We start from the raw sequence: 20,878 nt of genomic DNA, 5'->3' as shown, positions 1-20,878 counted from the left end.
GCTGAACCCGTGCCCGCAGTCGCCTACTTCGGTCCCGCCGGGACGTTCACCGAGATGGCACTTGATCGCCTCCTGGCCGACGTCGTGCCGGGGGTCGACGGGCTCGACGTTCCCGCCGACGCCGAGCGCCTCCCGCAGACGAGTCCCCGCGCGGTGATCGAGGCGGTCCGCTCCGGCGCGGCCGACTTCGGGTGCGTCCCGATGGAGAGTTCCGTGGAGGGCGCCGTGCCGGCGACCATGGACGCGCTCGCGACGGGTGCGCCCGTGCAGATCGTCGCCGAGGTCGTCATCGACATCGCCTTCACCGTCGCCGCCCGCGCGACGCTCGAGCCCGACACGGTGACGACCATCGCGGCCTACCCGGTCGCGGCCGGCCAGACGCGCGAGAGCATCGAGCGGCTCTTCCCGGCGGCCACGGTGGTGCCCGCGTCGTCGAACGCCGCGGCCGCATCCGACGTCGCCACCGGTGGTGCCGACGCCGCGCTCACCACCCCGATCGCCGCACGGACACACGGACTGGTCCCGCTGGCCGAGAACGTCGCCGACGCCGCGGACGCGACGACGCGGTTCGTCCTGTTGTCGCGTCCGGTGCCCGTGCCGACGCGGACCGGTGACGACCGGACGTCGGTGATCATCGACCTCCCGAACGTCCCCGGGTCGCTCATGCGGGCGATGCGGGAGTTCGCCGACCGCGAGATCGACCTGACCCGCATCGAGTCCCGACCGCGTAGGACCGCCCGGGGCTACTTCTTCTTCCTCGACGCCGTCGGACACATCGACGACGCGCCGATGGCCCAGGCACTCGCCGGTCTGCACGCCCACGCCGGGGTGTCGTTCCTGGGGTCGTGGCCGGCCGATCGGGGCAACGGCGAACCGCCGCCGGACACCCGGGGGTCGCTCGCCTGGGTCGAGGGTCTGCGCGAGGGGAAGCGCTGATGGGCAGCCTGCACCTCATCCGCCACGGCCAGACGACCTCGAACGTGATGGCGCGCCTCGACACGCGCCCACCCGGCGCCGGACTCACCGACTTCGGCGCGCGACAGGCCGTCCGGTTCGGGCTGCTCAACCCCGATGTGCGGCCGGCGGCGCTCTACAGCTCGGTCGCCCGACGTGCCCGGGAGACCGCGCAGCTCATCGGGAGCGTCTGGGGCGTCGAAGCGCAGACGGTCGAGGGCATCCACGAGGTCCAGGTCGGGTCGATGGAGGATCGCAACGACGACCGCTCGGTGCGCGCGTTCCGCGACCTCATCGCCGACTGGTTCGACGGCTACACCGACCGCCGTGTCGGCGACAGCGAGTCCCTCGACGACGTCTTCGCCCGCTACCTGCCCGTGATCGAGGACCTCGCGGTCCGTCACCTCGACGACTCCGACGACAGCGGCGACGTCTACGTCGTCAGCCACGGCGCCGCGATCCGACTCGTGGCGGCGCATCTCGGCGACGTCGACCGCGGTTTCGCGCACGACAACGGACTGCCGAACACCGCCTCGGTGGAGCTCGCACGGGTCAACGGCGGCTGGCGCTGCGTGCACTGGGGCGGTGTCGACCCGGTCCGCCCCACGGCGGCCGCATCCGTCGACCCGATGGGCTGAGCGCCGCGGATCCCTGTCTCAGCCCCACCCGTGGGCGTGCAGCCAGTCGTCGCTGATCCCGAAGTGGTGGGCCACCTCGTGGACGACCGTGATCGCCACCTCGTCGACGACCTCGTCGCGGCTCGCGCACATGGCGAGCAGCGGCTCGCGGTAGATCGTGATGGTGTCCGGTACGGCGAAACCGTAGGAACTGTCACGCTCGGTGAGCGCGATGCCCTCGTACAGACCGAGCAGACCCGGTTCGTCGGGGTGGTGTGGCTCGACGAGGATCACGACGTTGCTCATCGCGTCCGTCAGCTCCGGCGGGATGGAGTCGAGGGCATCGCCGACGAGACCCTCGAACTCCTCCTCGCCCATCGTCACCGGCATCGCGACACCCCCGTCACCCGATGGGTGCCGGGACCTCGGTCGGGTTCGGCGAGATGCCCTGCGGCAGCGGCACGGGCGTCGGGTTCAACCGGCCCGGCGGCTCCGACGGCGGGGGTGTCGGGACTCGACCATTGATCAGCAGGTTGCCTTTCGCGCTGCCGACCAGGGTCGCGAACCCGCCCTGGTCGGGCAGGCCGACGTAACAGACCACCGTTCGGCTGCCCGCGTTCCAACTCGCCTCGGTCAGCGTCGACCACTGCACGTTGAGGGTGGTGTCGGTGAACTTCTGCCGACCACCGAGATAGGTGTCGGTGAGCTGCGGGCACGTCCCCTCGAGGAACTGGTTCTGCGTGGCGGTGTCCGGCCAGGGACGGCCGCTGCCCGCGGCGCCGAACCGTTGCCCGAGGCCGACCACCGCGGTGACCTCGAACGCGTGCTGCTCGGCGCAGGACACGGGATCGGTGGGCTGCCGGGTGCGCAGGTCGATGCCGATGCACGTGCCCGCCGGCCACTGCAACGACTGGTCCTGGTCGGCGACGCGACCGAGGAACCCGACCAGCGCGCCGGTCGAGTCGGTGAGCTGCAGACCGCAGCGCAGCGTCCGCTCACCGGCGTCCCACTGCCGTTTCGACGGGAAGAGCATGCCGACCGAGAAGCGGCCGTCGGGATCGAACCTGCCCTGCAGGTAGGCGTTCACCTGGCCGGGACAGAACTCGGCGCGCAGCGCGCCGAACTGCGCGGACGTCGGCCAGGGTGCGTCGTCACCGAACGCCGGTGACGTCGGTGCGACCGACGACGACGGCCCTGCCGACGAGGGCGTCGTCGAGGTGGGACGCACGGCCGATGACGCAACGGACGACGGAGCCGTCGCCGACGGCGCCGCCGAGGACTGTGTGGCGGAGGACTGGGCAGCGGTCGACTGCGCCGCGGCGAACTGGGCGACGGTGATGGTGGACGCGTCGACGACCCCGGCGACCTCGAAGTAGTGCTCGCCGCCGCAGCCGATGGCCGTGGGACGGCCGGGGTCGTCCCGCGGCCAGGTCAGGCACGTGCCCGGCGTCGACCGGTTGAAGGCGTTCGACTCCGGCCCTCGTTCCTGGTCCCCGATCTGCGACGTCGCGATCGTCCCGCCGTCGGAGAAGCCGCCGACCGCCGCCACGATCGCCGCCGCGGCCAGGGCGCCGAGCACCACCGCGCCCAGCACCGTGCGCAGCGGATGCGAGCGGAGCCAGCCCAGCCCGCGCGGGGTGGCGGCGGGAGTCGCGGGGGCGACGTCGTCCGGGACCTGCCCCTGCGTGTGGTCGTCGTTGGCGTCCGTCTCGTCGGCGTCGTCGACGGTCGGCTCGTCGGGGGTCTGGTCGCCGGCCTCCCCGTCGTGGGGGATCGGGCGGGTCTCGTCGTCGTCGTTCTCGGTGGACATCGCGCACCATCATGCCTTCTGCGCCGGGTGACGCAGATCACGCATGTCGCACGTGCAATCTCCGCATGCGTGCCCGACTACACCTGCGCAACCGATCCGGTCCACAAGGGGGCCGGACGACACCGAATGAAGGAGCGAGCAATGAGCTTCGTCGACAAGGCCAAGGAAGCCGCCTCGGACGCACTGGACAAGGCCCAGAACGCCGCCACCGACGCCGTCGGCAAGGCCAAGGAGGTCGTCGGTGACGCGACCGACAACAAGGACCTCAAGGCCGAGGGCAAGAAGGACCAGGGCGAGGCCGGCATCAAGAAGGCCGGTCAGAACATCAAGGACGCCCTGAGCTGACGCTCAGGTGACACGGCCGGGCGCGACCCTCACCGGCACCGCTGCCCGGCCGTGCCACCACCCACACCACCCGAAAGGACATCAGTCATGACCGACACCATCACCCCCCGCCACGCAGCCACCGACACCACGCCGGCCACCCGTCGCCGGAAGGGTAGCGTCACCGCCAAGGCCGCCGCGCTCGTCCTCGTGGTCGTCATCGCCGCGGTCGTGACGTTCGTCCTGCAGAACACCGAGCGGCTGCGCCTGTCGTTCATCGCATGGGACTTCAGCATCAACACCGGCTACGCGCTCCTCGGAGGCGTCGCGGTGGGCATCGTGTTCACCCTCCTGGTGACGGCCGCGCTGAAGATCCGCTCTGCGGTGAAGTGACGCGCTGACCCTCATGACGACGCTCTCCGACACCGAACTCCTCGGAATTCTGCACCGGGCCACCGGTCTCATCGCGCCCGTGCTGGATGTCCTCGCCGACAGTGATCCGTTCGACGGATCGGGCGATAAAAACGGGGACTCGGGTCGGGGGGCGTCGTCGTCTGCGGAGGCATCCTTCCCCGAGAAGGCCGTGAACGCCGCCGCGAACTCCCTGGCGTGGGCCACCAATGCCGCCGCCGCGCCGGGGACCCCGAAGTGGACGGCCATGTCCGTCGCCGAGCGCGACGACTGGTGGGTCACCCGCGTCGGGGCCATCACCAACATCCTCGTCGCCTATCCGGGTGTTCTCGGTGCGGTCGCCGACCGGCTGCCCATCCAGGACGTCCTCGGCTTCACCCAGCAGTCGTTCGTGCTCTGCGCGATCGCTCGCGTCCACGGCGTGGACGACCGGCGTGAACAGGCCCGCATGATCGCCGAGGTCCTGTGCGGCCGGACCATCGATCCGTCCGCCGCCCACGCCGACGAGACGACCCTCGAGAACGCAGTCCCCGACGACATCCCCGACGCCGAGCGCGACGTGGCGGCCGGTCGGCCGTGGTCGGCCCGCGACGTCGTGAAGCGGGTGTGGGCCACCGCGAAACTGCTGCGCGCCGTCGTCGGGGAGATCAGACACCGCCCTGCCCCGAAACGGATCTGGCGGACGCTGTCCAAGGTGCCGGTCGTCGGAGCTGCCGCCGACTACGTCGGCGAGCGGTCCGCACTCCGCGAGGCCGCAGACTCGGCCTCCCGGTGGCTCGACGCCAACGCCGCCTGAGCCGCTGCCACGACGCAGGTCACAGGCACACCGGTCAGTAAGGTGTGCGGCGTGATCGACCTGAAACTCCTCCGGGACGACCCCGATCTTGTCCGGACCTCGCAGCGCAAGCGCGGTGAGGACCCGTCACTGGTCGACACTCTCCTGTCTGCCGACGAGACCCGCCGCACCGCGATCGTCGAAGCCGACTCCCTGCGCTCGGAGCAGAAGGCTCTCGGGAAGCGCGTCGGCAAGGCCGCGCCCGACGAGAAGCAGGTCCTGCTCGACGAGGGCAAGCAGCTCGCCGAGCGGGTGAAAGCGGCGGTCGCCGCACAGTCCGAAGCCGAGGCAGCCGTCGCCGCCGCCCACCGGGCGATCGGCAACGTCGTCGCACCCGAGGCGCCCGCGGGCGGCGAGGACGACTACGTGGTCCTCGAGCACGTGGGCACGCCGACGGAGATCGAGAACCCGCGCGACCACCTCGAGATCGGCGAGCGGCTCGGCCTGCTCGACATGGAACGCGGCGCGAAGGTCTCGGGGTCGAGGTTCTACTTCCTCACCGGCGACGGGGCCCTGCTGCAGTTGGCGCTGCTGCAGCTCGCCACCCGACTGGCCGTCGCCAACGGGTTCACGATGATGATCCCGCCGGTCCTGGTGCGCCCGGACGTCATGGAGGGCACCGGCTTCCTCGGTGCGCACGCCGACGAGATCTACCACCTCGACGACGACGACCTGTACCTCGTCGGCACCTCCGAGGTGCCCATGGCCGGCTACCACATGAACGAGATCATCGACCTCGCCGACGGGCCTAAGCGCTACGCGGGCTGGTCGAGCTGTTTCCGACGCGAGGCAGGTAGCTACGGCAAGGACACCCGCGGCATCATCCGTGTCCACCAGTTCGACAAGGTCGAGGGCTTCGTCTACTGCCGACCCGAGGACGCCGAGGCCGAACACCAGCGTCTGCTCGGCTGGCAGAAGGAGATGCTCGCCGCCATCGACGTGCCCTACCGCGTGATCGACACCGCGGCCGGGGATCTCGGGTCGTCGGCCGCGCGCAAGTTCGACTGCGAGGCATGGGTCCCCACCCAGGGCACCTACCGTGAGCTGACGTCGACGTCGAACTGCACCACGTTTCAGGCCCGACGACTCTCGGTGCGGTACCGCGACGACAGCGGCAAGCCGCAGGTCGCCGCGACGCTGAACGGGACGCTGGCCACGACGCGGTGGATCGTCGCGATCCTGGAGAACCACCAGCAGCCCGACGGCAGCGTGCGCCTCCCGCAGGCTCTCGCCGAGCTGGTCGGGACCGAGGTGCTCACCCCACGCTGAGCGCGTTCTCCACCGGCGTGGACGCGGCGTTTGCGATGATCGCCCGATGATGATCGCCGGCATCCTCGCGGCCCTGTTCGCCAGCGTCGCGTACGGGGTGTCGTCGGTGCTGCAGGCCCTCGCCGCCCGGCGGTCGCACGACGAGGCCCTGGCCCGCGGCGACACCGGGTTGGCCACCGCCACGGGCGGGCCCACGCTGCGCTCGACGATCGCGGCGATGCTCTCGGTGCTGTTCATCGTCGGCACGATGCTCGACGTGCTGGGTTTCGTCGGGGGAGCGGTGTCGGCGCGGCTCACGCCACTGTTCTTGTCGCAGACGATCATCAGCGCGAACCTGGTCATCACCGCGATCCTCGGGATCATCGTGCTGAACATCCGCCTACACATGCGGGATTGGATCGCGATCGCGACCGTCATCGCCGCGTTGTGCGCCCTGGGCGTCTCCGCGAAGGAGAACCCCCGCGAGACCGAGTCGCTGCTGTTCCACTGGGTGGTGCTCGCCGCGACCCTGGCCCTCGTCGTGGTGTCGGTGGCGATCGTGCGGGCGCTCGGGTCGCGGGCGGCCATCGCGGCGGGTCTCGCGGCGGGCGCCCTCTTCGGTGCGGTCGCGATCGCGGTACGCATCCTCGACGGGCTCGACCCGTTCTCGCTGTCGGCGCTGTTCAGCGACCCGGCGCTGTACGCGTTGGCGATCGCGGGCGGTGGGGGGTTCTACCTGCACACCGTCGCGCTGCAACTCGGGTCGGTGAACGGTGCCACCGCTGCGCTGGTCGTCGGCGAGACGGTGGTGCCCGGCGTGATCGGCGTGCTCTTCCTCGGCGACGAGACCGTGCGCGGCCTCGCCTGGCTCGCGGTCGTCGGGTTCATCGCCGCGGTCGTCGGTGCGGTCACCGTCGCCTGGTCGGGCGCGGTGGAGGCGTCGGCGCAGGCGGAGCAGTCGGAACCCGCGCCGGCCTGAGTCACGCGTCGGTCTGAGTCACACGCCGGGCCGTGCGCGCCCCGCCGCACGGGTCGCACTCGGTGTCTCCCCGATCGCCGCGCGGTATCGACGCGTGAGATGGGCGTGGTCGGCGAAACCGAGTTCCGCGGCGAGACCGGCGAGGTCGGTGTCGGGCTCGAGGTACAGCCGCGTCGCGGCGGTCTGCATCCGCCGGCACTCGATGAGCTGCTTGGGCGTGAACCCCGTGTGCCGCCGCACGATCCGCTCGACCGTCCGTGTCGACGCATGCACCGCGTCGGCCAGTGCCGACGCCTCCAGGATGTCGGGCCGGGTCTCGGCGAGGTCGGATGCGCGGTTGGCGAGACGGCCGGCGTCGTCCACACGGTCGGCGAGAGGCCTCAGCCAGCCGAGGAGCAGTGCGGCGACTGCGTCCCGCGCGCCGGCGGCGTGCATCTCCTCGGCGATCGCCGCGGCAGGGCTCCCGGCGTGGGGGACGTCGGCGCCCAACAGTGCGCCCTCGGTGAGGTCGGTGAGATGTGGTGTGGCCGCAGGCCGGAACAGCACTCCCACAGCCCATCCGACGCCGTGCAGGGTGCGGGTGCTCACGCGCGGCGTCGGCCCGTAGAGGCCGGTGTGATGCGGACCGTCGACCTGGGGCCCGCCCTCGGTCACGACGTTCACCGCCGGATGGTTCAGCACTCGTTGCACGAGCGGGCGCGGCACGTCCCACCGGACCACCCAGACGTTCCGCACGAGGTCGGGGAGACCCAGCTCGAACCGGTCGAACGCCACATGGGGTGATCCGGGGTTCAGGTGGCCGCGTGAAGCGACGGCGCGGCGGATCTCGGACGGGCCCATCGTCGGATCAGTCTGTCGCAGATGTTCAAGACCTTCCAGGGTGTCGGCGACGACCATCGGTGCATGACCACGACAACAGCTCCCGCCACCGGAACCCACACCACCGACGGTCGACCGCACGTCTACTCGTCGCTCACACCGTTCATCGTCGTCACGCCCGCCCGCGAGGCCATCGACTTCTACCGGGACGTGTTCGGTGCGGAGGTCGCCGGCGTGACGGAGATGGGCGGGACCGTCGCCCACGCGGAACTCCAGTTCGCCGACGGCCGACTGCAACTCGGCGAGCCCAGCGACGCCTACGACCTCGCTGCCCCGTCGGCGGAGGGTCCCGTCGTCTACTCGCTGGCGGTGTACGTGACCGACGTCGACGCGACCGTCGACCGCGCGGTGTCCCGCGGTGCACGCGTCCGCGAACAGCCGACGACGTTCGTCTCCGGCGACCGCTTCGCCTCGATCCTGGACCCGTTCGGGGTCCGGTGGTCGGTGATGACGCGGGTCGAGGACCTCTCGCCCGAGGAGAGCGATCGCCGCGTCGCCGACTGGGCCGCGCAGCAGGGGTAGGCCTACTCCGACAGATCCGTCTCCGGCAGCGGGCCCAGGATCGCGAAGGCGTCGAGGTAGGGGCCGATCTCGCCGCTGATCGTCCACGCGCGCAGCTGCGCGGCCGACCTGCGGGAGACGAGCGCCCGGGCCAGGTCGGCATCGGAGGCGGCCACGACGACCGCGGCCTCGCCGTCGGCGGAGCGCCAGTCCCAGTCGTTCCCGCGCAGTTCGAGGCAGGGCAGGTCACCGAGGCGGTCGCCCAGACGGCCGGCGAAACGGTCGCGCACGTGGTGCGCGGCGGGGGTGTCCGTCGCGCCGTGGATGCGCAGCGCGCCGCGCAGATCCTGCTCGTGAATGACGATGTCGTTGATCGGACGGTCGCCCGCGGTCCGCAGGTGCTCGACCATCGCCTCGGTCAGACCCCGCCACTCGGCGATGAGATCGGTGACGTCGGCGTCGCGGCGCGCCTCCACCTGCGCGGCCGTCCAGTCGGCGTTGTGGTCGTCGGGCTCGTGGCCCGCCACAACGTCGGCACCGATGCCGACCATGTGCGACAGCAGGTCTCGCACGGTCCAGTCCGGACACGCGGGCACCCGGGATCCGACGGCGGCCGTGGTCGCCGCCCCGACGAGTCCGATCACGCGCTGCTGCGCCGCGGTCCACTCGGTCACCGCGTCGAACGTCATGGCGCCTCCCGGGGAGTCGGCGACGGAATACCCGCCGGTCACACCCGGTTGCCCCGGGCATCGTCGCCGAGCGTAGAACGCGTGCGGCTCCTTCATCGAGAATGCAGGTCGAGTCCATGCCCCTGGTCCACATCCACGTCATCGAGAACCGCAGGGACCCCGAGGCGCTGCGGCACCTCGCCGACGTCGTGCAGTCGGTGATGCTCGACGTGTTCGCCGCGCCCCCGCGGGACCGCTACCAGCTGATCACCGAGCACAGGCCGGGCCACATCATCGCCGAGGACACCGGCCTCGGGTACACGCGCACCGACGATCTCGTCGTCGTCCAGGTCACCCAGCAGGGCCGTGACGAGGAACAGAAGAAGGCGCTCTACGCCGCCCTGGCGCAGCGACTGCAGGACGAGTGCGGGGTCGGCGGCGACGACCTGATCGTGTCGCTCGTCGAGAACACCCGCGCCGACTGGTCCTTCGGGCGCGGTGTCGCGCAGTTCCTCACCGGCGACCTCTGAGGGTCAGGCAGGCGCGGTCGCCGCGGCGATGAGCACCTCGGCGGCCTCGCGCGCGTGCTGGGCCGCCGTCGGGTCCCCGGTGATCGCCGACGTCGTCTGCGCACCCTCGGCCAGCAGGACCAGCTGTCGCGCCAACGTCTCCGGGGCACCGAGGTCGGCCACGAGACCGTCGACATAGGTCTGGAACGACTGCTTGTGCTCGCGGGCCGCCTGCGCGACCCGCTCCGAACTGCCACCGAGCTCGCCGAACGCGTTGATGAACGCGCACCCGCGGAAGTCGTCGGTGGCGAACCAGGTGGCGAGGAAGTCGAAGATGCCGAGCAGTTTCTCGCGTCCGCCCTCGTACCGGTCGGCGGCCTCGTCGATGCCGCGCACCCACATCGCGTGACGACGCCGCAGCACCGCCAGCACGATCGCGTCCTTGCCCTCGAACTCGGCGTACAGGCGCTTCAGCGACACCCCGGCCGCGGCGCGCAGCTCGTCCATCCCGACCTGCTGTATCCCCCGCTCGTAGAACAGCTGGTCCGCGGCCTCGATCACGGTGTTGCGCACCGAGTCCATGCTCGCGTCCGTCGGGGCCGGGGACTCGACCGGCGACGGGACCTCGTGGGAACTCATCGCATCATCCTACTTGACCGGAGAACGATCGTTCTTTAGTGTTCTGGACATCGGAGAACGAACGTTCTCCGGCGGCATCGATCGAGGGAGAGATGGCATGGCATACGTGACGACCGTGGGCACGGAGAACTCGGCGCCCATCGAGCTCTACTACGAGGACCACGGCACGGGACAGCCCGTCGTGCTCATCCACGGATACCCGCTCGACGGGTCGTCGTGGGAGAAGCAGACCCAGGCCCTCCTCGACGCCGGCTTCCGTGTGATCACCTACGACCGTCGCGGGTTCGGCAGGTCCAGCCGGCCGACGATCGGTCACGACTACGACACCTATGCCGCCGACCTCAAGGCCGTCCTCGACACCCTCGATCTGAACGACGTGGTGCTGGTCGGGTTCTCGATGGGTACCGGCGAGGTGGCGCGCTACCTCGGCAACCACGGCTCGAGCCGTGTGTCGAAGGCCGTCTTCCTCGGCTCGCTGGAGCCGTTCCTCCTGCAGACCGACGACAACCCGACGGGCGTCCCGCAGGACGTGTTCGACGGTCTGGCCGACGCGGTGAAGTCCGATCGCTACGCCTTCTTCACCAGCTTCTTCCAGAACTTCTTCAACACCGACGACTACCTGGGCAACCGGCTGTCGCAGGAGGCGCTCGACGCCAACACGCAGCTGGCCTACAACGCGTCGCCCTACTCGTCGATCCACGCGCAGCCGACATGGCTGACCGACTTCCGCGAGGACATCCCGAAGATCGACGTGCCCGCGCTCATCGTGCACGGCACCGCGGACAACATCCTCCCGATCGACGCCACCGGTCGTGAGTTCCACAAGGCCCTGCCCGACGCCGAGTACGTCGAGATCGAGGGCGGCCCGCACGGGCTGCTGTGGACGCACCACGACGAGGTCAACAAGGTCCTGCTCGACTTCCTCGCGAAGTAGGGCACCACGAGGTCGCGCGGCGAAGAAGGCGGCCGACGCGTTGCAGCGGCTCGTCCGCTCACCGGCCGCACCCGGCCCCCCGGGTGCGGCCGGTTCGTGTTTGCGGGGGCAGCATGCGGGGAACCGGTGACCCGATGGGGACGCCGCGGACGATCACGGAGACGACGCTCGGCGCGTGGGTGTTCACCGCGAGCGGCCGACGCCGGGACATGCTCTCCGACATCGCCGACGGGCGGACGCGGATCGAGAGTCGCTGCGTTGCCGACAACTACCGCAGCGCGATGATGCGCCGCGGACAGCGCGCGCTCCTGTGGCTGAGCGGTCCCGCCGACGGCCCGACACCGCGCGGCGTCTGGGGGCTCGGGTGGATCAGCGGGCCGACGTCCACCGACGCGAACGGACAGCTCGTCGTCCCCACCGACATCACGGTGCTCGATCCCGACGACGTCGTTCGGGCCACGGACCTCCGGGAGATCCCGGGGCTGTCACGCATGGAGGTGCTGCGCGTCCCCGCCGCGAGCAACCCGTCGTGGGTCGACGTCGATCAGCTGGACGCGCTGCAGCGCCGACTGCCCGCTTGGCCACCGCAGCCGTGACCTGTCACCGCCGTGGCGGGTCCCCCAACCGGCGCTGGAAGAGCCCGCCGATCACGTCCCCGACCTGCGCGACGAACGCCTGTCGCACGGCGGGATCGCCGGCGATGGTGCCGACGTCCGTCGTCGAACACCCAGCGCGAGCGGGCCTCCCGTCGAGTCGGTCGTTCAACCAGAGCATTGCGGGCAGGAAGCCGGCGACGGCGAGTGAGATGTGTTCGGAGAAGTGGTCGCGCAGATACTCGACACGGGCGCCCGGCGCCGCGCAATAGGTCCGGACGAGAGTGTCGACCGGGCCGACCGGCGCTATCCAGTCGGGGTGCGACTGGTAGACGAACAGCGGGATCGTCGGCACGGTCGAGCCCATCTTCAGTTGCGCCAGAACCCGTCTCGGCACGGGCTGGTCGAGCGGGTCGCCGGGACCGGTGAAGAGGCCCTTGAGATCGACGAACGGGGCCAGCGCGGCCTGATAGGTGAGACAGAGCGGGTTCTTCGCGGCGATCAGGGCGCGTCCGAGCGGGTTCACGCGGGTGGCGACGAACCGCGCGAGCTCCGGGTACTCACGGCTGACCCCGATGATGCCGGCCATGATCAGACCCGACCCCAGGTTGCGGTTCGCCAGGTCGACGAGCGCGCGGATGTCGGCGGGCACGCCGCCCTCAGCCGCCGCGGTGATAGCCAGCTCCGGCGCGTAGCTCCGCTGCAGTTCCGCGGCCCACCCGGTCGCGATGGCGCCGCCGGAGTACCCCATCATCCCGATGCGGGCGTCCGGCGCGAGCCGGAGCGGGGCGAACGCCCGGGCGGCACGGATCCCGTCGAGCACGATGCGCCCGGCGAGGGGTCCGGCCGCGAACGCCGACTGCGGACCCTCGTGGTCGGCGACCACGACCGACGACCCTGTCGCGAGCAGCGACGCTATCTGCAGCACCTCCAGCGAGGAGTCGACCGAACCGCTGAGGTTCCCGGGGACAGACCCCTGTTGCAGCACGTAGGACGGCGCGCAGTACTGCGCCGTGGAGTCCTCCGCCGACTGCCAGGCGACCAGACGCCGGGTCCTGCCGGGGTCGGACCCCCGGGGCGTGAGAAGGGTGGCCACCGCCGGGATGGCCTGGCCCCGCGTGTTCGTCGAGCGATACGACACCTGCCAGGCGTCGACCGCGACCGGTACGACGGACAGCGCGGCGAGGCTGATCCGGCGTGCGTTCAGGATCTGACCGGGGCGCGCGGCGGCGACCGCGGCGGGCGGCGGCGCATAGAACGACCGGTCGAGCTCAGGGGGCAGGGGCAGGGTGCCGAACGGCGGCGCAGGGGCGACCTGGGGATCGGCGGCGGGCGGGACGGGTGCGCCGACGGCGGCGGGTGCCGCGCCGATCGCGATCGACGTCGCAGAGAGGGCGGCGATCACCGTCATGCGCCACCTGCGTCGTCCCTGATCGTGTCGCTTCGTCCGCACGTCGACCCTCTCGTCAAAGTGAGACCCCGACGTCTCACTAAGACGCGAAAGCTACCGCAGGGTGAGCCAGGCCACAAGAGGTGAGACGCCGACGGCTCAGATGCGGATGAACGCGAGGAGGATCTGCGCGAGGAGGTCGACGATCTCGTCCACGTCCGGCCGCGCCGGCCCATCGGTGCTCCAGCGGTGGACGACGGCGGTGAGCGCACCGACGAAACCGATCGCACGGTAGGAGTCCTCGACGGCGTCACCGGCGGGACGGCCGGCGTAGTCGCGCAGTGCCGATCCGAAGAAATCCGTCCATGTCTCACGACCGGCCAGCCGGTGTTCCTCGACGCGCGGACTCACTCCGACGATCTCCACGAAGACGATCGCCGCCCGACGACGATCCGTCCCAAGCGACTGCATGAACGCGGTCATCGCGACCCGGGCGAGGGTCGGGACGTCGTCGGTTCCGGCGCCCGCCAGCGCGGCACCGACCGCGGTGCGCGCCTGCGCCTGCGCCTCGTCGTAGGCGGCGAGGAGCAACGATTCCCGGTCCGGGAACTCCTCGTAGAACTGGCGACGCGACAGTCCGGCCTCGCGGCACAGTGCCGTCACCGAACTGCCCGCGTATCCCGACGTGCCGAACACCTCGATGGCGGCGTCGACGAACCGGCGACGACGATCCGCGCGACGATCGGCCACCGGCCGACCGCCGTAGGTGCGGGTCGAGCCGGTGTCGGCGGTCACGAGTCGAGGCGCCGAGCGCGCAGCTCGTGGCCCTTCGAGGTGAGGCAGCGACCGGTCGGCAGGTCCCAGGACCAGCCGTGCAGGTTGCAGGTGAGCTTCTCGCCCTCGATGACACCGAACGCCGACAGGTCGGCCTTGAGGTGCGGGCAGCGGCGCTGGATCTCCCAACCGTCCTTCTCGACCGACGCGGTGTCGTCGTGCGCCTCGGCGAACCACCCGTCGGCGTACGCGATGCGTTCTGCCGTCAGGCATTTGAAGAACGTGTAGAGGAACTCGTTGTACCCGCCGACACGCCAGGTGGTGAACCGAGTGGACAGGAAGATGGTGTTCACCCAGTCGGGCTCGTCGTCGCGGAGGACCGTGCGCACGAGTTCCGGTGCGATCCGGAACCCGTAGCGGTACTTGCCCTCTCCCTCCTTGGGCTCGCGGACGATTCGGTTCGGGAAGTCCAGGACGACGGTCTCCTCGCCGATGACGAGACCCACCGGGTACCCGATGCCGTCGGAGATGAGGTCGCTGGCGCCCATGATCGGCTCGAACAGCTCGCGCAGCGCGGGGAGCAACGGTCCGGTGTCGTCCGACGCCCACGTCGCCTTCTCGGCGGCGATGACCGGCGCGAACTTCTCCGCCATCCGCTCGAGGTAGCCGGCCTTGTTCTCACCGAACACCTCGTCCGGCGCGTAGGGGTGCTCGATCGAGACGAGCTCGGAGCCCCGGAGATCCGCGGTCGACCCGGACACCATCATCAGGCCACGGTGCTTGCTGCCGTCGTCGGTGCCGTGCTCACGCATCTGCTCCAGGAACGTCGCCTGGTCGGGGAAGATGCTCGTCGGACGACCCTTGTCGTCGACGTCGCCGGTGTCGTTGAGGTACCGCAGCTCGTCGTCGAGGAACATCGGCGGGCCGGCGGACGGCACGACCCACGTCGCCCCGACCTGCTCGATGTAGGACCGCGCCCGGTCCATCCCGCGCTGGCGCTTCTGCGCCGCGAAGTTCGCCTTGGTGCGCTTGGGGATGTCGTAGACCATCGGGTACCAGATGGCGCCGGAGTACTGCAGCAGGTGGATGTCGACGTGACCGAACGCGTCGTGCACGACCGACAGGTCCACCGGGCGCGCGTCGTTCATGTTGAAACAGGTGGTCTCGCCGTCGGAGACGATGAGGCCCGAGTCGCCGATCGGACCGTCGGCCGGGGCACGCAGCGCGACGATCATGACGTCGAGGCTGCCGCGATCGGTCGAGACGGTGGTCTTCACCGAGTCCTCGGTCTCGACGAAGCGGTGGAAGCCCAGCGCCTCGAGTTCCCGCCGCAGGTCCGGCACCGGGTAGTCGGGCAGCAAGACCTGCGCGTCCTTGTTCACGTTCTCCGCGAGGTTCCGCGCGTCGAAGTGGTCGCGGTGCAGGTGCGAGACGTAGAGGAAATCGCAGTCGCCGAGGGTCGCCCAGTCCAGCTCGGAGTTGTCCGGGAACGGGAACCACGACGCGAAGTAGGCGGGGTTGACCCACGGGTCGCACAGGATCGTCCCGGCTGCCGTCCGGATGTGGAACCCCGCGTGCCCGACGCTGGTGACCTGCACGTGTACCCGTCCTCTCGCGTGGGGAGTGCTCGGCACGAGGATAGTCGCGGCCCCGCCCGCGACCCGAGACGTGCAGGTGAGACGGCCCACTAGGGTGGTCGTCGTGGAACCCGCCTACGACACCGTCATCACCGTCGCGCGCTCGCTGTGGGCGCTGCAGGGCCTGAAGTTCACCGTCGTCGGACAGGAGAACATCCCGACCGAGGGCGGGGCCGTCGTCGCGATCAACCACACCGGCTACATGGACTTCACCTACGCCGGTCTCCCCTCCTTCCTGCACGGGCGCCGCAAGGTCCGCTTCATGGCGAAGAAGGAGGTCTTCGACTCGAAGGTGTCGGGACCGATCATGCGGGCGCTCCGGCACATCCCCGTCGACCGCGAGGCCGGCGCCGACAGCTATCAGGCCGCGGTCGAATACCTGCGCCGCGGCGAGCTCGTGGGCGTCTATCCCGAGGCGACCATCAGCCGCAGCTTCGAGATCAAGGCGTTCAAGTCCGGTGCCGCGCGGATGGCGCTCGAGTCCGGCGTCCCGATCGTCCCGCACGTCATCTGGGGCGCCCAGCGGGTCTGGACGAAGGGCCACCCGAAGAACATGGGCCGCTCGAACGTGCCGATCCACATCACCGTCGCCGAACCGATCGCGCCGGAGGGCACCCCCGAGAGCCTCACCGAGCGTCTGCACGACGTGATGGTCGAGACGCTCCACCGGACCCAGGAGAACTACGGTCCGCACCCCGCCGGGGAGTTCTGGGTCCCGGCTCGCCTGGGCGGCTCGGCGCCGACGCTCGAGGAGGCCGACGCGATGGACGAGCAGGAGGCGGCCGAGCGGGCCGCGCGACGCGCGCAGCGGTCGTCGGACTGACCCCGGATCCCCGCGTCAGAGGTCGGCGATCGCGGCGCGGTCGCCGCCGGCGCGTTTCGCCTCGTACATCAACCCGTCGGCGCGACGCTGCGCCTCGCGGAAGTCGTCGCCCGAGCGTCGCGGTGAGGACGGTTGTACGATCACGGCCGCCCCGACGCTCACGCTGACCGACAGCACCGGTGCGCCGGTCCCTACCGGTCCCGCCGGGACACGCAGGGCGGGCGCCATCGCATCGATGCGCTCGACCAGTTCCTCACGGGTGCCCACGAGGATCGCCATGAACTCCTCGCCACCGGTGCGCCCGACGACGGCCCCCTGACCGGAGGCGGCGAGCATCGCGCCGGCGAGCCGCTGCAGCACCTCGTCGCCCTCGTCGTGGCCGTGGGTGTCGTTGACGGACTTGAAGTCGTCGACGTCGACCACGACGACGGCCACCATCGCCGCCGACGACCGCGCCCGGCTCCAGGTGACCTCCAGCCCGGCCTCGACACCGCGCCGGTTGCGCAGCCCGGTGAGCGGGTCCCGCACGGACTGTCGCGCATCGGCCGACAGCAGCGTCCACGCGACGTGCGAGGCGATCGGGGCCCCGCACACGGCGGTCAGCATCGCCACCGCCCCCGACCCCACGCCGAACAGGTCGACGACGTCGGTCCGGGCCACCCGCCATGCGCTCAGGACGATGAACCAGAACGCGAACGTCAGGTGCGCGACGACCCACCGCGCGCTGACGAAGTACACGCAGATCGTGCTCGTGAGTGCGAGCAGCACGCAGCCGAAGGCACCGTCGAGCGGCGGCAGCGTCAGCATGACCGCGGCCACGCCGAGGTCCCCGAAGATCAACAGTCCGACGAAGTAGGCGCGGGCGCGCCGCGCCGTCCGCGGCATCGGCAGGCGCATGATCGCGACGACGACGATCGCCTGCAGCACGAGGATGACCAGGGTGATGGCGGTCCCCCACACCCCGCGTGGTCCCCGGGAGCTGAGCAACGCCAGGACGGACCCGAGCGCCATCATCGTCGTCGCGGCGGCGAGTGCGAACCGGAGCTGACGGTTCAGCGGCCGCATCGAGTGATGGTGGACGATCCACAGATAGTCGTACGGGTTGGTCAGCCACAGCCAGAACGCTCTCGGCCAGCCGTCGGCGATCCGCGGGCCCGTCGCCTGCGACCGCAAGCCGGTCATCCGATCACCTCCACGACGGCGCCGCGCCGTGCCCTCTCCCCGTCCATCGCCGACCATCATCGCCGCGCCAGGGGGCCTCGTTACCCTTGTTCCATGGAACCGGTCTACCGGTCGCTGGAGATCGCGGCGCACACCCTCGCCGCCGTCCAGGGCATGCGTCTGTCGATTGTGGACGAGCACAACGTCCCGTCCGAGGGCGGCGCGGTGATCGCGGTCAACCACACCGGGTACGTCGACTTCCTCCCCGCCGCGCTCGGTGTGTACCGGGCCGGTCGGCGCGTCCGGTACATGATCAAGTCCGAGATGATGGACGTTCGCGTCGTGCGCTTCCTCATCGAGCACACGCACACGGTCCCCGTCGACCGGTCGGCCGGCGGCGAGGCCTACGCGGTCGCCGTCGAGCGACTGCGGGAGGGGTTCCTGCTCGGCGTCTACCCGGAGGCGACCATCAGCCGCAGCTTCGAGCTCAAGGAGTTCAAGACCGGTGCGGTCCGGATGGCCGCCGAGGCCGAGGTGCCGATCATCCCGTGCATCGTCTGGGGATCGCAGCGCCAGTGGTCGAAGGGCACGCAGCGACGGATGGGCCGTCGACGCATCCCGGTGGCGGTGCGATTCGGGACACCGCTGCACGTCGACGCCTCCGCCGACCCCGCGACCGAGACGGAGCGACTGAAGTCCGTGATGTCGTCTCTGCTCGACGCGGTCCGTGCCGACTACCCGGAACACCCGCGCGGTGCGGACTGGGTGCCGGCGTCGATGGGCGGGTCGGCGCCCACGCTCGCCGAGGCGCACGAGATCGAGGTCGTCGAGGAGCGCGAGAAGGCCGCCGCCCGCGCCGCGAAGCGTGCGGAGAGGGCGTGAGACGTCACCGGTTCGGCCCGCCGTCGCTGATCGTGAGCGACGTCGACGGAACCCTCGTGGACTCCGACGACACCGTGCGGTCACTCACCCGTCGGACGCTCGCCACCGCCGCCGACCGCGGGGTGCCGTTCGTGCTCGCCACCGGCCGCCCGCCGCGCTGGATCGACGAGATCGCGCGGCAGCTGCCGCACGCCACGTACGCGGTGTGCGCGAACGGCGCGATCGTCTACGACATCGTCCACGACTCGATCCTGCACGCGTCCACGCTGAGCACCGATGCGCTCGCCGAGCTCGCCGAGGCGGCGCGGCGGGAGCTCCCGGGCTGCGGTCTTGCCGCCGAGCGTGTCGGCGACCCGGGTGAGGACGCGGCGAGTCCCACCTTCGTGGCCGACCCGGGTTACGAGCACGCCTGGCTCAACCCCGACCACATCGAGGTCGGGGACGACGAGGTGATCGCGGCGCCGGCCGTGAAGCTGCTCATCCGTGCGTCGTCGATGACCAGTGGGGAGATGGCCGCCCGGATGCGGGCGGCGGTCGACGGACGGGCCGCGATCACCTTCTCCACCGACAACGGGCTCATCGAGATCGCGCAGCCCGGCATCGACAAGTCCAGCGGTCTGCGGATGCTCGCCGACATCGCGTCGCTGCCGACCGACGCGGTCGTCGCGTTCGGGGACATGCCGAACGACGTCGAGATGCTCACGTGGGCCGCGCACGGTGTCGCGATGGCCAACGCCCATCCGGCCGCACGCGCCGCGGCCGACGAGGTCACCACGAGCAACGACGACGAGGGCGTCGGACGGGTCCTGGCGCGCTGGTTCGTCTGATCCGGGTCGGCGTCCCGAATGGGACGAAACCGACACCGACCCTGCCGTGGACAGTCGCCCGGGTGTAGGACACACTTGTGTGATGGACATCGCACAGAACCGTCGAAGCATCGTTCGTGCCGTTGCCGGGGGGGTCGCCGCGACCGCAGCAGTCGCAGGTCTCGTCAGCGTCGGCGCGGGTACCGCATCCGCCGCCCCGCAGGGCGAGCAGTTCTACAGCAAGACCTTCACGTCGCGGTACTACCCGACCCCGCAGAGCGCGGTGATCGGCGCCGAGGTCTCCCTGTACTTCTTCAACTCGCAGCGGCTCAACGGGAACCAGGCGTGCGTAGAGCAGCCGAACCCCGTCGTCAAGCTCGACCGTCCGGTCGGCTGGACGGCCACCGTCACGGCGCTCTGCCTGACCGACGTGGGCACCGGGAACTCCGCCGCGCCCGTCGCCGGCTGAGTCGTCGCCCAGGCGTCACCGAGGGGTGACGCACCGACCACAGGAGGACGCCCCGCCGACCGGCGGGGCGTCCTTCGTCGTCTCGGGGTCCGTGGGCGATCAGTCGTCGAGCAGGCCCAGGCGGGTGGCCCGCTCCAACACCGACTCGGCGCGACCGAGCATCGGCAACGCGCTGCCGTCGTAGAGGTCGCCGCCGTCACCGAGCTGCGCGACGGTCTCCTGTGCGCTCGCGATGTCGTCGGGGGAGGGGCCGAGCAACTCGTTCACGCGGGCCGCGTGGTCCGCGTCGAGGCACAGCCGCGCGGTCATGCCCATGCTCGCGGTCACCTGTGTCTCCTCGTCGAGGCGCTCACCGGCGTTCTTCAGGGTCGGGCCGTCGATCGGGGCGGGCAGGCCTGCCGCGCGGGACGAGACGACGAGGCGACCGCGCGCGTACGCCAGCGCCATCGGGTCGGCGGAGACGCCGGTGTCGCGACGGAAGTCGCCGAGCCCGAACGCCAGCCGCGCACAGCCGGGCCGCCGGGCGATCTCCGACGCGTTCTCGACGCCGAGCGCCGACTCCACCAGCGCCACCACCGGGACGCGGGCGCCGAGCCGTCCGAGCGTCGCCGCGATCTGCACGGGGGACTCGGTCTTGGCCAGGACGATCCCGGCGAGCCCGGGCGCGTCGGCGATCGCGGTGAGGTCGTCGGACCAGTCGGGTGTGCCCGCCGTGCTGATCCGCACCCACGCGCGGTGGGTCGAGAGCCAGGAGCGCACCGTGCGGCGTCCCTCGGGGCGCAGTGGTGCGGGCAGTCCGTCCTCGAGGTCGAGGATGATCGCGTCGGCCCGGGAGGCCGCGGCGGCGTCTAGGGCGTCGGGGGAGTCGGGGCGTCCCGGGACGAGCAGCCAACTGCGGGCGACGTCGGGGGGCGGGCGATGGTCGCCGGCCATGGGCCTGGCGTCGGCAGCGGTCCGGGGCAGAGCGGGGGCGGCGGTCACAGATCACACCTTCTGGTCGACGTGACCTCGATCATCGTGACCGTTCCCGCCCGG

The 20,878-nt window shown here is 70.9% G+C and carries 25 protein-coding genes; 15 read left to right on the top strand and 10 right to left on the bottom strand.

Annotation, left to right across the window (positions count from 1 at the left end; genetic code table 11):
- Positions 1–9: 9 nt before the first annotated feature.
- Both pheA and LX12_RS04850 read left to right on the top strand, forming a co-directional pair.
- Positions 10–936, top strand: a complete 927-nt coding sequence (gene pheA / locus LX12_RS04855; RefSeq protein WP_253653400.1) for a prephenate dehydratase — start codon at positions 10–12, stop codon at positions 934–936.
- The gene (locus LX12_RS04850) at positions 936–1,592 is read left to right on the top strand and encodes a histidine phosphatase family protein (RefSeq protein ID WP_253653399.1); all 657 of its coding nucleotides are present in this window, start codon (positions 936–938) and stop codon (positions 1,590–1,592) included. The genes pheA and LX12_RS04850 overlap by 1 nt, the downstream gene beginning before the upstream one ends.
- 18 nt (positions 1,593–1,610) lie before the next feature.
- Here LX12_RS04850 and LX12_RS04845 read toward each other — a convergent pair whose 3' ends face one another.
- Positions 1,611–1,961 carry a metallopeptidase family protein gene (locus LX12_RS04845; protein ID WP_253653398.1) on the bottom strand — a complete coding sequence of 117 codons (351 nt, stop codon included), beginning with the start codon at positions 1,959–1,961 and terminating at the stop codon, positions 1,611–1,613.
- Between the two features lie 13 nt (positions 1,962–1,974).
- The gene (locus LX12_RS04840) at positions 1,975–3,381 is read right to left on the bottom strand and encodes a septum formation family protein (RefSeq protein ID WP_253653397.1); all 1,407 of its coding nucleotides are present in this window, start codon (positions 3,379–3,381) and stop codon (positions 1,975–1,977) included.
- Between the two features lie 141 nt (positions 3,382–3,522).
- On the opposite strand from LX12_RS04840, the gene LX12_RS04835 reads away from it, so the two are divergent.
- The 5 genes from LX12_RS04835 (at position 3,523) to LX12_RS04815 (ending at position 7,178) form a co-directional block, all read left to right on the top strand.
- On the top strand, positions 3,523–3,726 hold the full coding sequence (locus tag LX12_RS04835) for a CsbD family protein (protein WP_253653396.1): 204 nt from the start codon (positions 3,523–3,525) through the stop codon (positions 3,724–3,726).
- 87 nt (positions 3,727–3,813) lie between these two features.
- Positions 3,814–4,098: a DUF1049 domain-containing protein gene (locus LX12_RS04830; RefSeq protein WP_253653395.1), complete on the top strand. Its 285-nt coding sequence runs from the start codon at positions 3,814–3,816 to the stop codon at positions 4,096–4,098.
- A gap of 13 nt (positions 4,099–4,111) precedes the next feature.
- Positions 4,112–4,912, top strand: a complete 801-nt coding sequence (locus LX12_RS04825; protein WP_253653394.1) for a hypothetical protein — start codon at positions 4,112–4,114, stop codon at positions 4,910–4,912.
- 51 nt (positions 4,913–4,963) lie between these two features.
- Positions 4,964–6,220, top strand: coding sequence for a serine--tRNA ligase (gene serS / locus LX12_RS04820; protein WP_253653393.1), 1,257 nt, complete (start codon positions 4,964–4,966; stop codon positions 6,218–6,220).
- Between the two features lie 49 nt (positions 6,221–6,269).
- Positions 6,270–7,178: a hypothetical protein gene (locus LX12_RS04815; RefSeq protein WP_253653866.1), complete on the top strand. Its 909-nt coding sequence runs from the start codon at positions 6,270–6,272 to the stop codon at positions 7,176–7,178.
- An 18-nt stretch (positions 7,179–7,196) separates the two neighbouring features.
- Here the strand turns inward: LX12_RS04815 and LX12_RS04810 are convergent, their stop codons facing one another.
- Positions 7,197–8,018, bottom strand: coding sequence for an AraC family transcriptional regulator (locus LX12_RS04810; RefSeq protein WP_253653392.1), 822 nt, complete (start codon positions 8,016–8,018; stop codon positions 7,197–7,199).
- A 63-nt stretch (positions 8,019–8,081) separates the two neighbouring features.
- On the opposite strand from LX12_RS04810, the gene LX12_RS04805 reads away from it, so the two are divergent.
- Entirely contained in the window at positions 8,082–8,579 is a 498-nt protein-coding gene (locus tag LX12_RS04805; protein WP_253653391.1) for a VOC family protein, read from the top strand.
- A gap of 2 nt (positions 8,580–8,581) precedes the next feature.
- On the opposite strand, the gene LX12_RS04800 is transcribed toward LX12_RS04805, so the two are convergent.
- Positions 8,582–9,247 carry a maleylpyruvate isomerase family mycothiol-dependent enzyme gene (locus LX12_RS04800; protein WP_253653390.1) on the bottom strand — a complete coding sequence of 222 codons (666 nt, stop codon included), beginning with the start codon at positions 9,245–9,247 and terminating at the stop codon, positions 8,582–8,584.
- 116 nt (positions 9,248–9,363) lie between these two features.
- On the opposite strand from LX12_RS04800, the gene LX12_RS04795 reads away from it, so the two are divergent.
- Positions 9,364–9,756: a tautomerase family protein gene (locus LX12_RS04795; protein ID WP_253653389.1), complete on the top strand. Its 393-nt coding sequence runs from the start codon at positions 9,364–9,366 to the stop codon at positions 9,754–9,756.
- Between the two features lie 3 nt (positions 9,757–9,759).
- Here LX12_RS04795 and LX12_RS04790 read toward each other — a convergent pair whose 3' ends face one another.
- On the bottom strand, positions 9,760–10,374 hold the full coding sequence (locus tag LX12_RS04790) for a TetR/AcrR family transcriptional regulator (protein ID WP_253653388.1): 615 nt from the start codon (positions 10,372–10,374) through the stop codon (positions 9,760–9,762).
- Between the two features lie 97 nt (positions 10,375–10,471).
- Between LX12_RS04790 and LX12_RS04785 the strand changes: the two genes are divergently transcribed.
- Both LX12_RS04785 and LX12_RS04780 read left to right on the top strand, forming a co-directional pair.
- A complete protein-coding gene (locus LX12_RS04785) occupies positions 10,472–11,308 on the top strand; it encodes an alpha/beta fold hydrolase (RefSeq protein WP_253653387.1) in 837 nt (278 codons plus the stop codon).
- 134 nt (positions 11,309–11,442) lie between these two features.
- A complete protein-coding gene (locus LX12_RS04780) occupies positions 11,443–11,904 on the top strand; it encodes a hypothetical protein (protein WP_253653386.1) in 462 nt (153 codons plus the stop codon).
- Between the two features lie 4 nt (positions 11,905–11,908).
- Here LX12_RS04780 and LX12_RS04775 read toward each other — a convergent pair whose 3' ends face one another.
- From LX12_RS04775 to LX12_RS04765, 3 genes are all read right to left on the bottom strand, one after another.
- Positions 11,909–13,312 (bottom strand): lipase family protein, encoded by a 1,404-nt coding sequence (locus LX12_RS04775; protein ID WP_253653385.1) that lies wholly within the window; start codon positions 13,310–13,312, stop codon positions 11,909–11,911.
- A gap of 138 nt (positions 13,313–13,450) precedes the next feature.
- On the bottom strand, positions 13,451–14,086 hold the full coding sequence (locus LX12_RS04770; RefSeq protein WP_253653384.1) for a TetR/AcrR family transcriptional regulator: 636 nt from the start codon (positions 14,084–14,086) through the stop codon (positions 13,451–13,453).
- Positions 14,083–15,663 carry a Rieske 2Fe-2S domain-containing protein gene (locus LX12_RS04765; RefSeq protein ID WP_253653383.1) on the bottom strand — a complete coding sequence of 527 codons (1,581 nt, stop codon included), beginning with the start codon at positions 15,661–15,663 and terminating at the stop codon, positions 14,083–14,085. Before LX12_RS04765 ends, LX12_RS04770 begins: the two co-directional genes overlap by 4 nt.
- Before the next feature lie 103 nt (positions 15,664–15,766).
- Between LX12_RS04765 and LX12_RS04760 the strand changes: the two genes are divergently transcribed.
- Complete coding sequence (locus LX12_RS04760; RefSeq protein WP_253653382.1) at positions 15,767–16,525, top strand: lysophospholipid acyltransferase family protein; 759 nt, start codon at positions 15,767–15,769, stop codon at positions 16,523–16,525.
- A 15-nt stretch (positions 16,526–16,540) separates the two neighbouring features.
- On the opposite strand, the gene LX12_RS04755 is transcribed toward LX12_RS04760, so the two are convergent.
- A complete protein-coding gene (locus LX12_RS04755; protein WP_253653381.1) occupies positions 16,541–17,707 on the bottom strand; it encodes a GGDEF domain-containing protein in 1,167 nt (388 codons plus the stop codon).
- Between the two features lie 93 nt (positions 17,708–17,800).
- Between LX12_RS04755 and LX12_RS04750 the strand changes: the two genes are divergently transcribed.
- The 3 genes from LX12_RS04750 (at position 17,801) to LX12_RS04740 (ending at position 19,843) form a co-directional block, all read left to right on the top strand.
- The gene (locus LX12_RS04750; protein WP_253653380.1) at positions 17,801–18,568 is read left to right on the top strand and encodes a lysophospholipid acyltransferase family protein; all 768 of its coding nucleotides are present in this window, start codon (positions 17,801–17,803) and stop codon (positions 18,566–18,568) included.
- A complete protein-coding gene (locus LX12_RS04745) occupies positions 18,565–19,395 on the top strand; it encodes an HAD family hydrolase (protein ID WP_253653379.1) in 831 nt (276 codons plus the stop codon). The genes LX12_RS04750 and LX12_RS04745 overlap by 4 nt, the downstream gene beginning before the upstream one ends.
- 82 nt (positions 19,396–19,477) lie before the next feature.
- Entirely contained in the window at positions 19,478–19,843 is a 366-nt protein-coding gene (locus tag LX12_RS04740; RefSeq protein ID WP_253653378.1) for a hypothetical protein, read from the top strand.
- A gap of 99 nt (positions 19,844–19,942) precedes the next feature.
- Here the strand turns inward: LX12_RS04740 and LX12_RS04735 are convergent, their stop codons facing one another.
- Positions 19,943–20,824, bottom strand: a complete 882-nt coding sequence (locus LX12_RS04735; RefSeq protein ID WP_308213967.1) for an HpcH/HpaI aldolase/citrate lyase family protein — start codon at positions 20,822–20,824, stop codon at positions 19,943–19,945.
- Positions 20,825–20,878: the final 54 nt, after the last annotated feature.

It is taken from the genome of Williamsia serinedens (assembly GCF_024171725.1).
GTDB classification, from domain to species: domain Bacteria; phylum Actinomycetota; class Actinomycetes; order Mycobacteriales; family Mycobacteriaceae; genus Williamsia_A; species Williamsia_A serinedens.
Note: the sequence above shows the minus strand (reverse complement) of the source record. Positions and strands in the feature narration are given on the sequence as shown.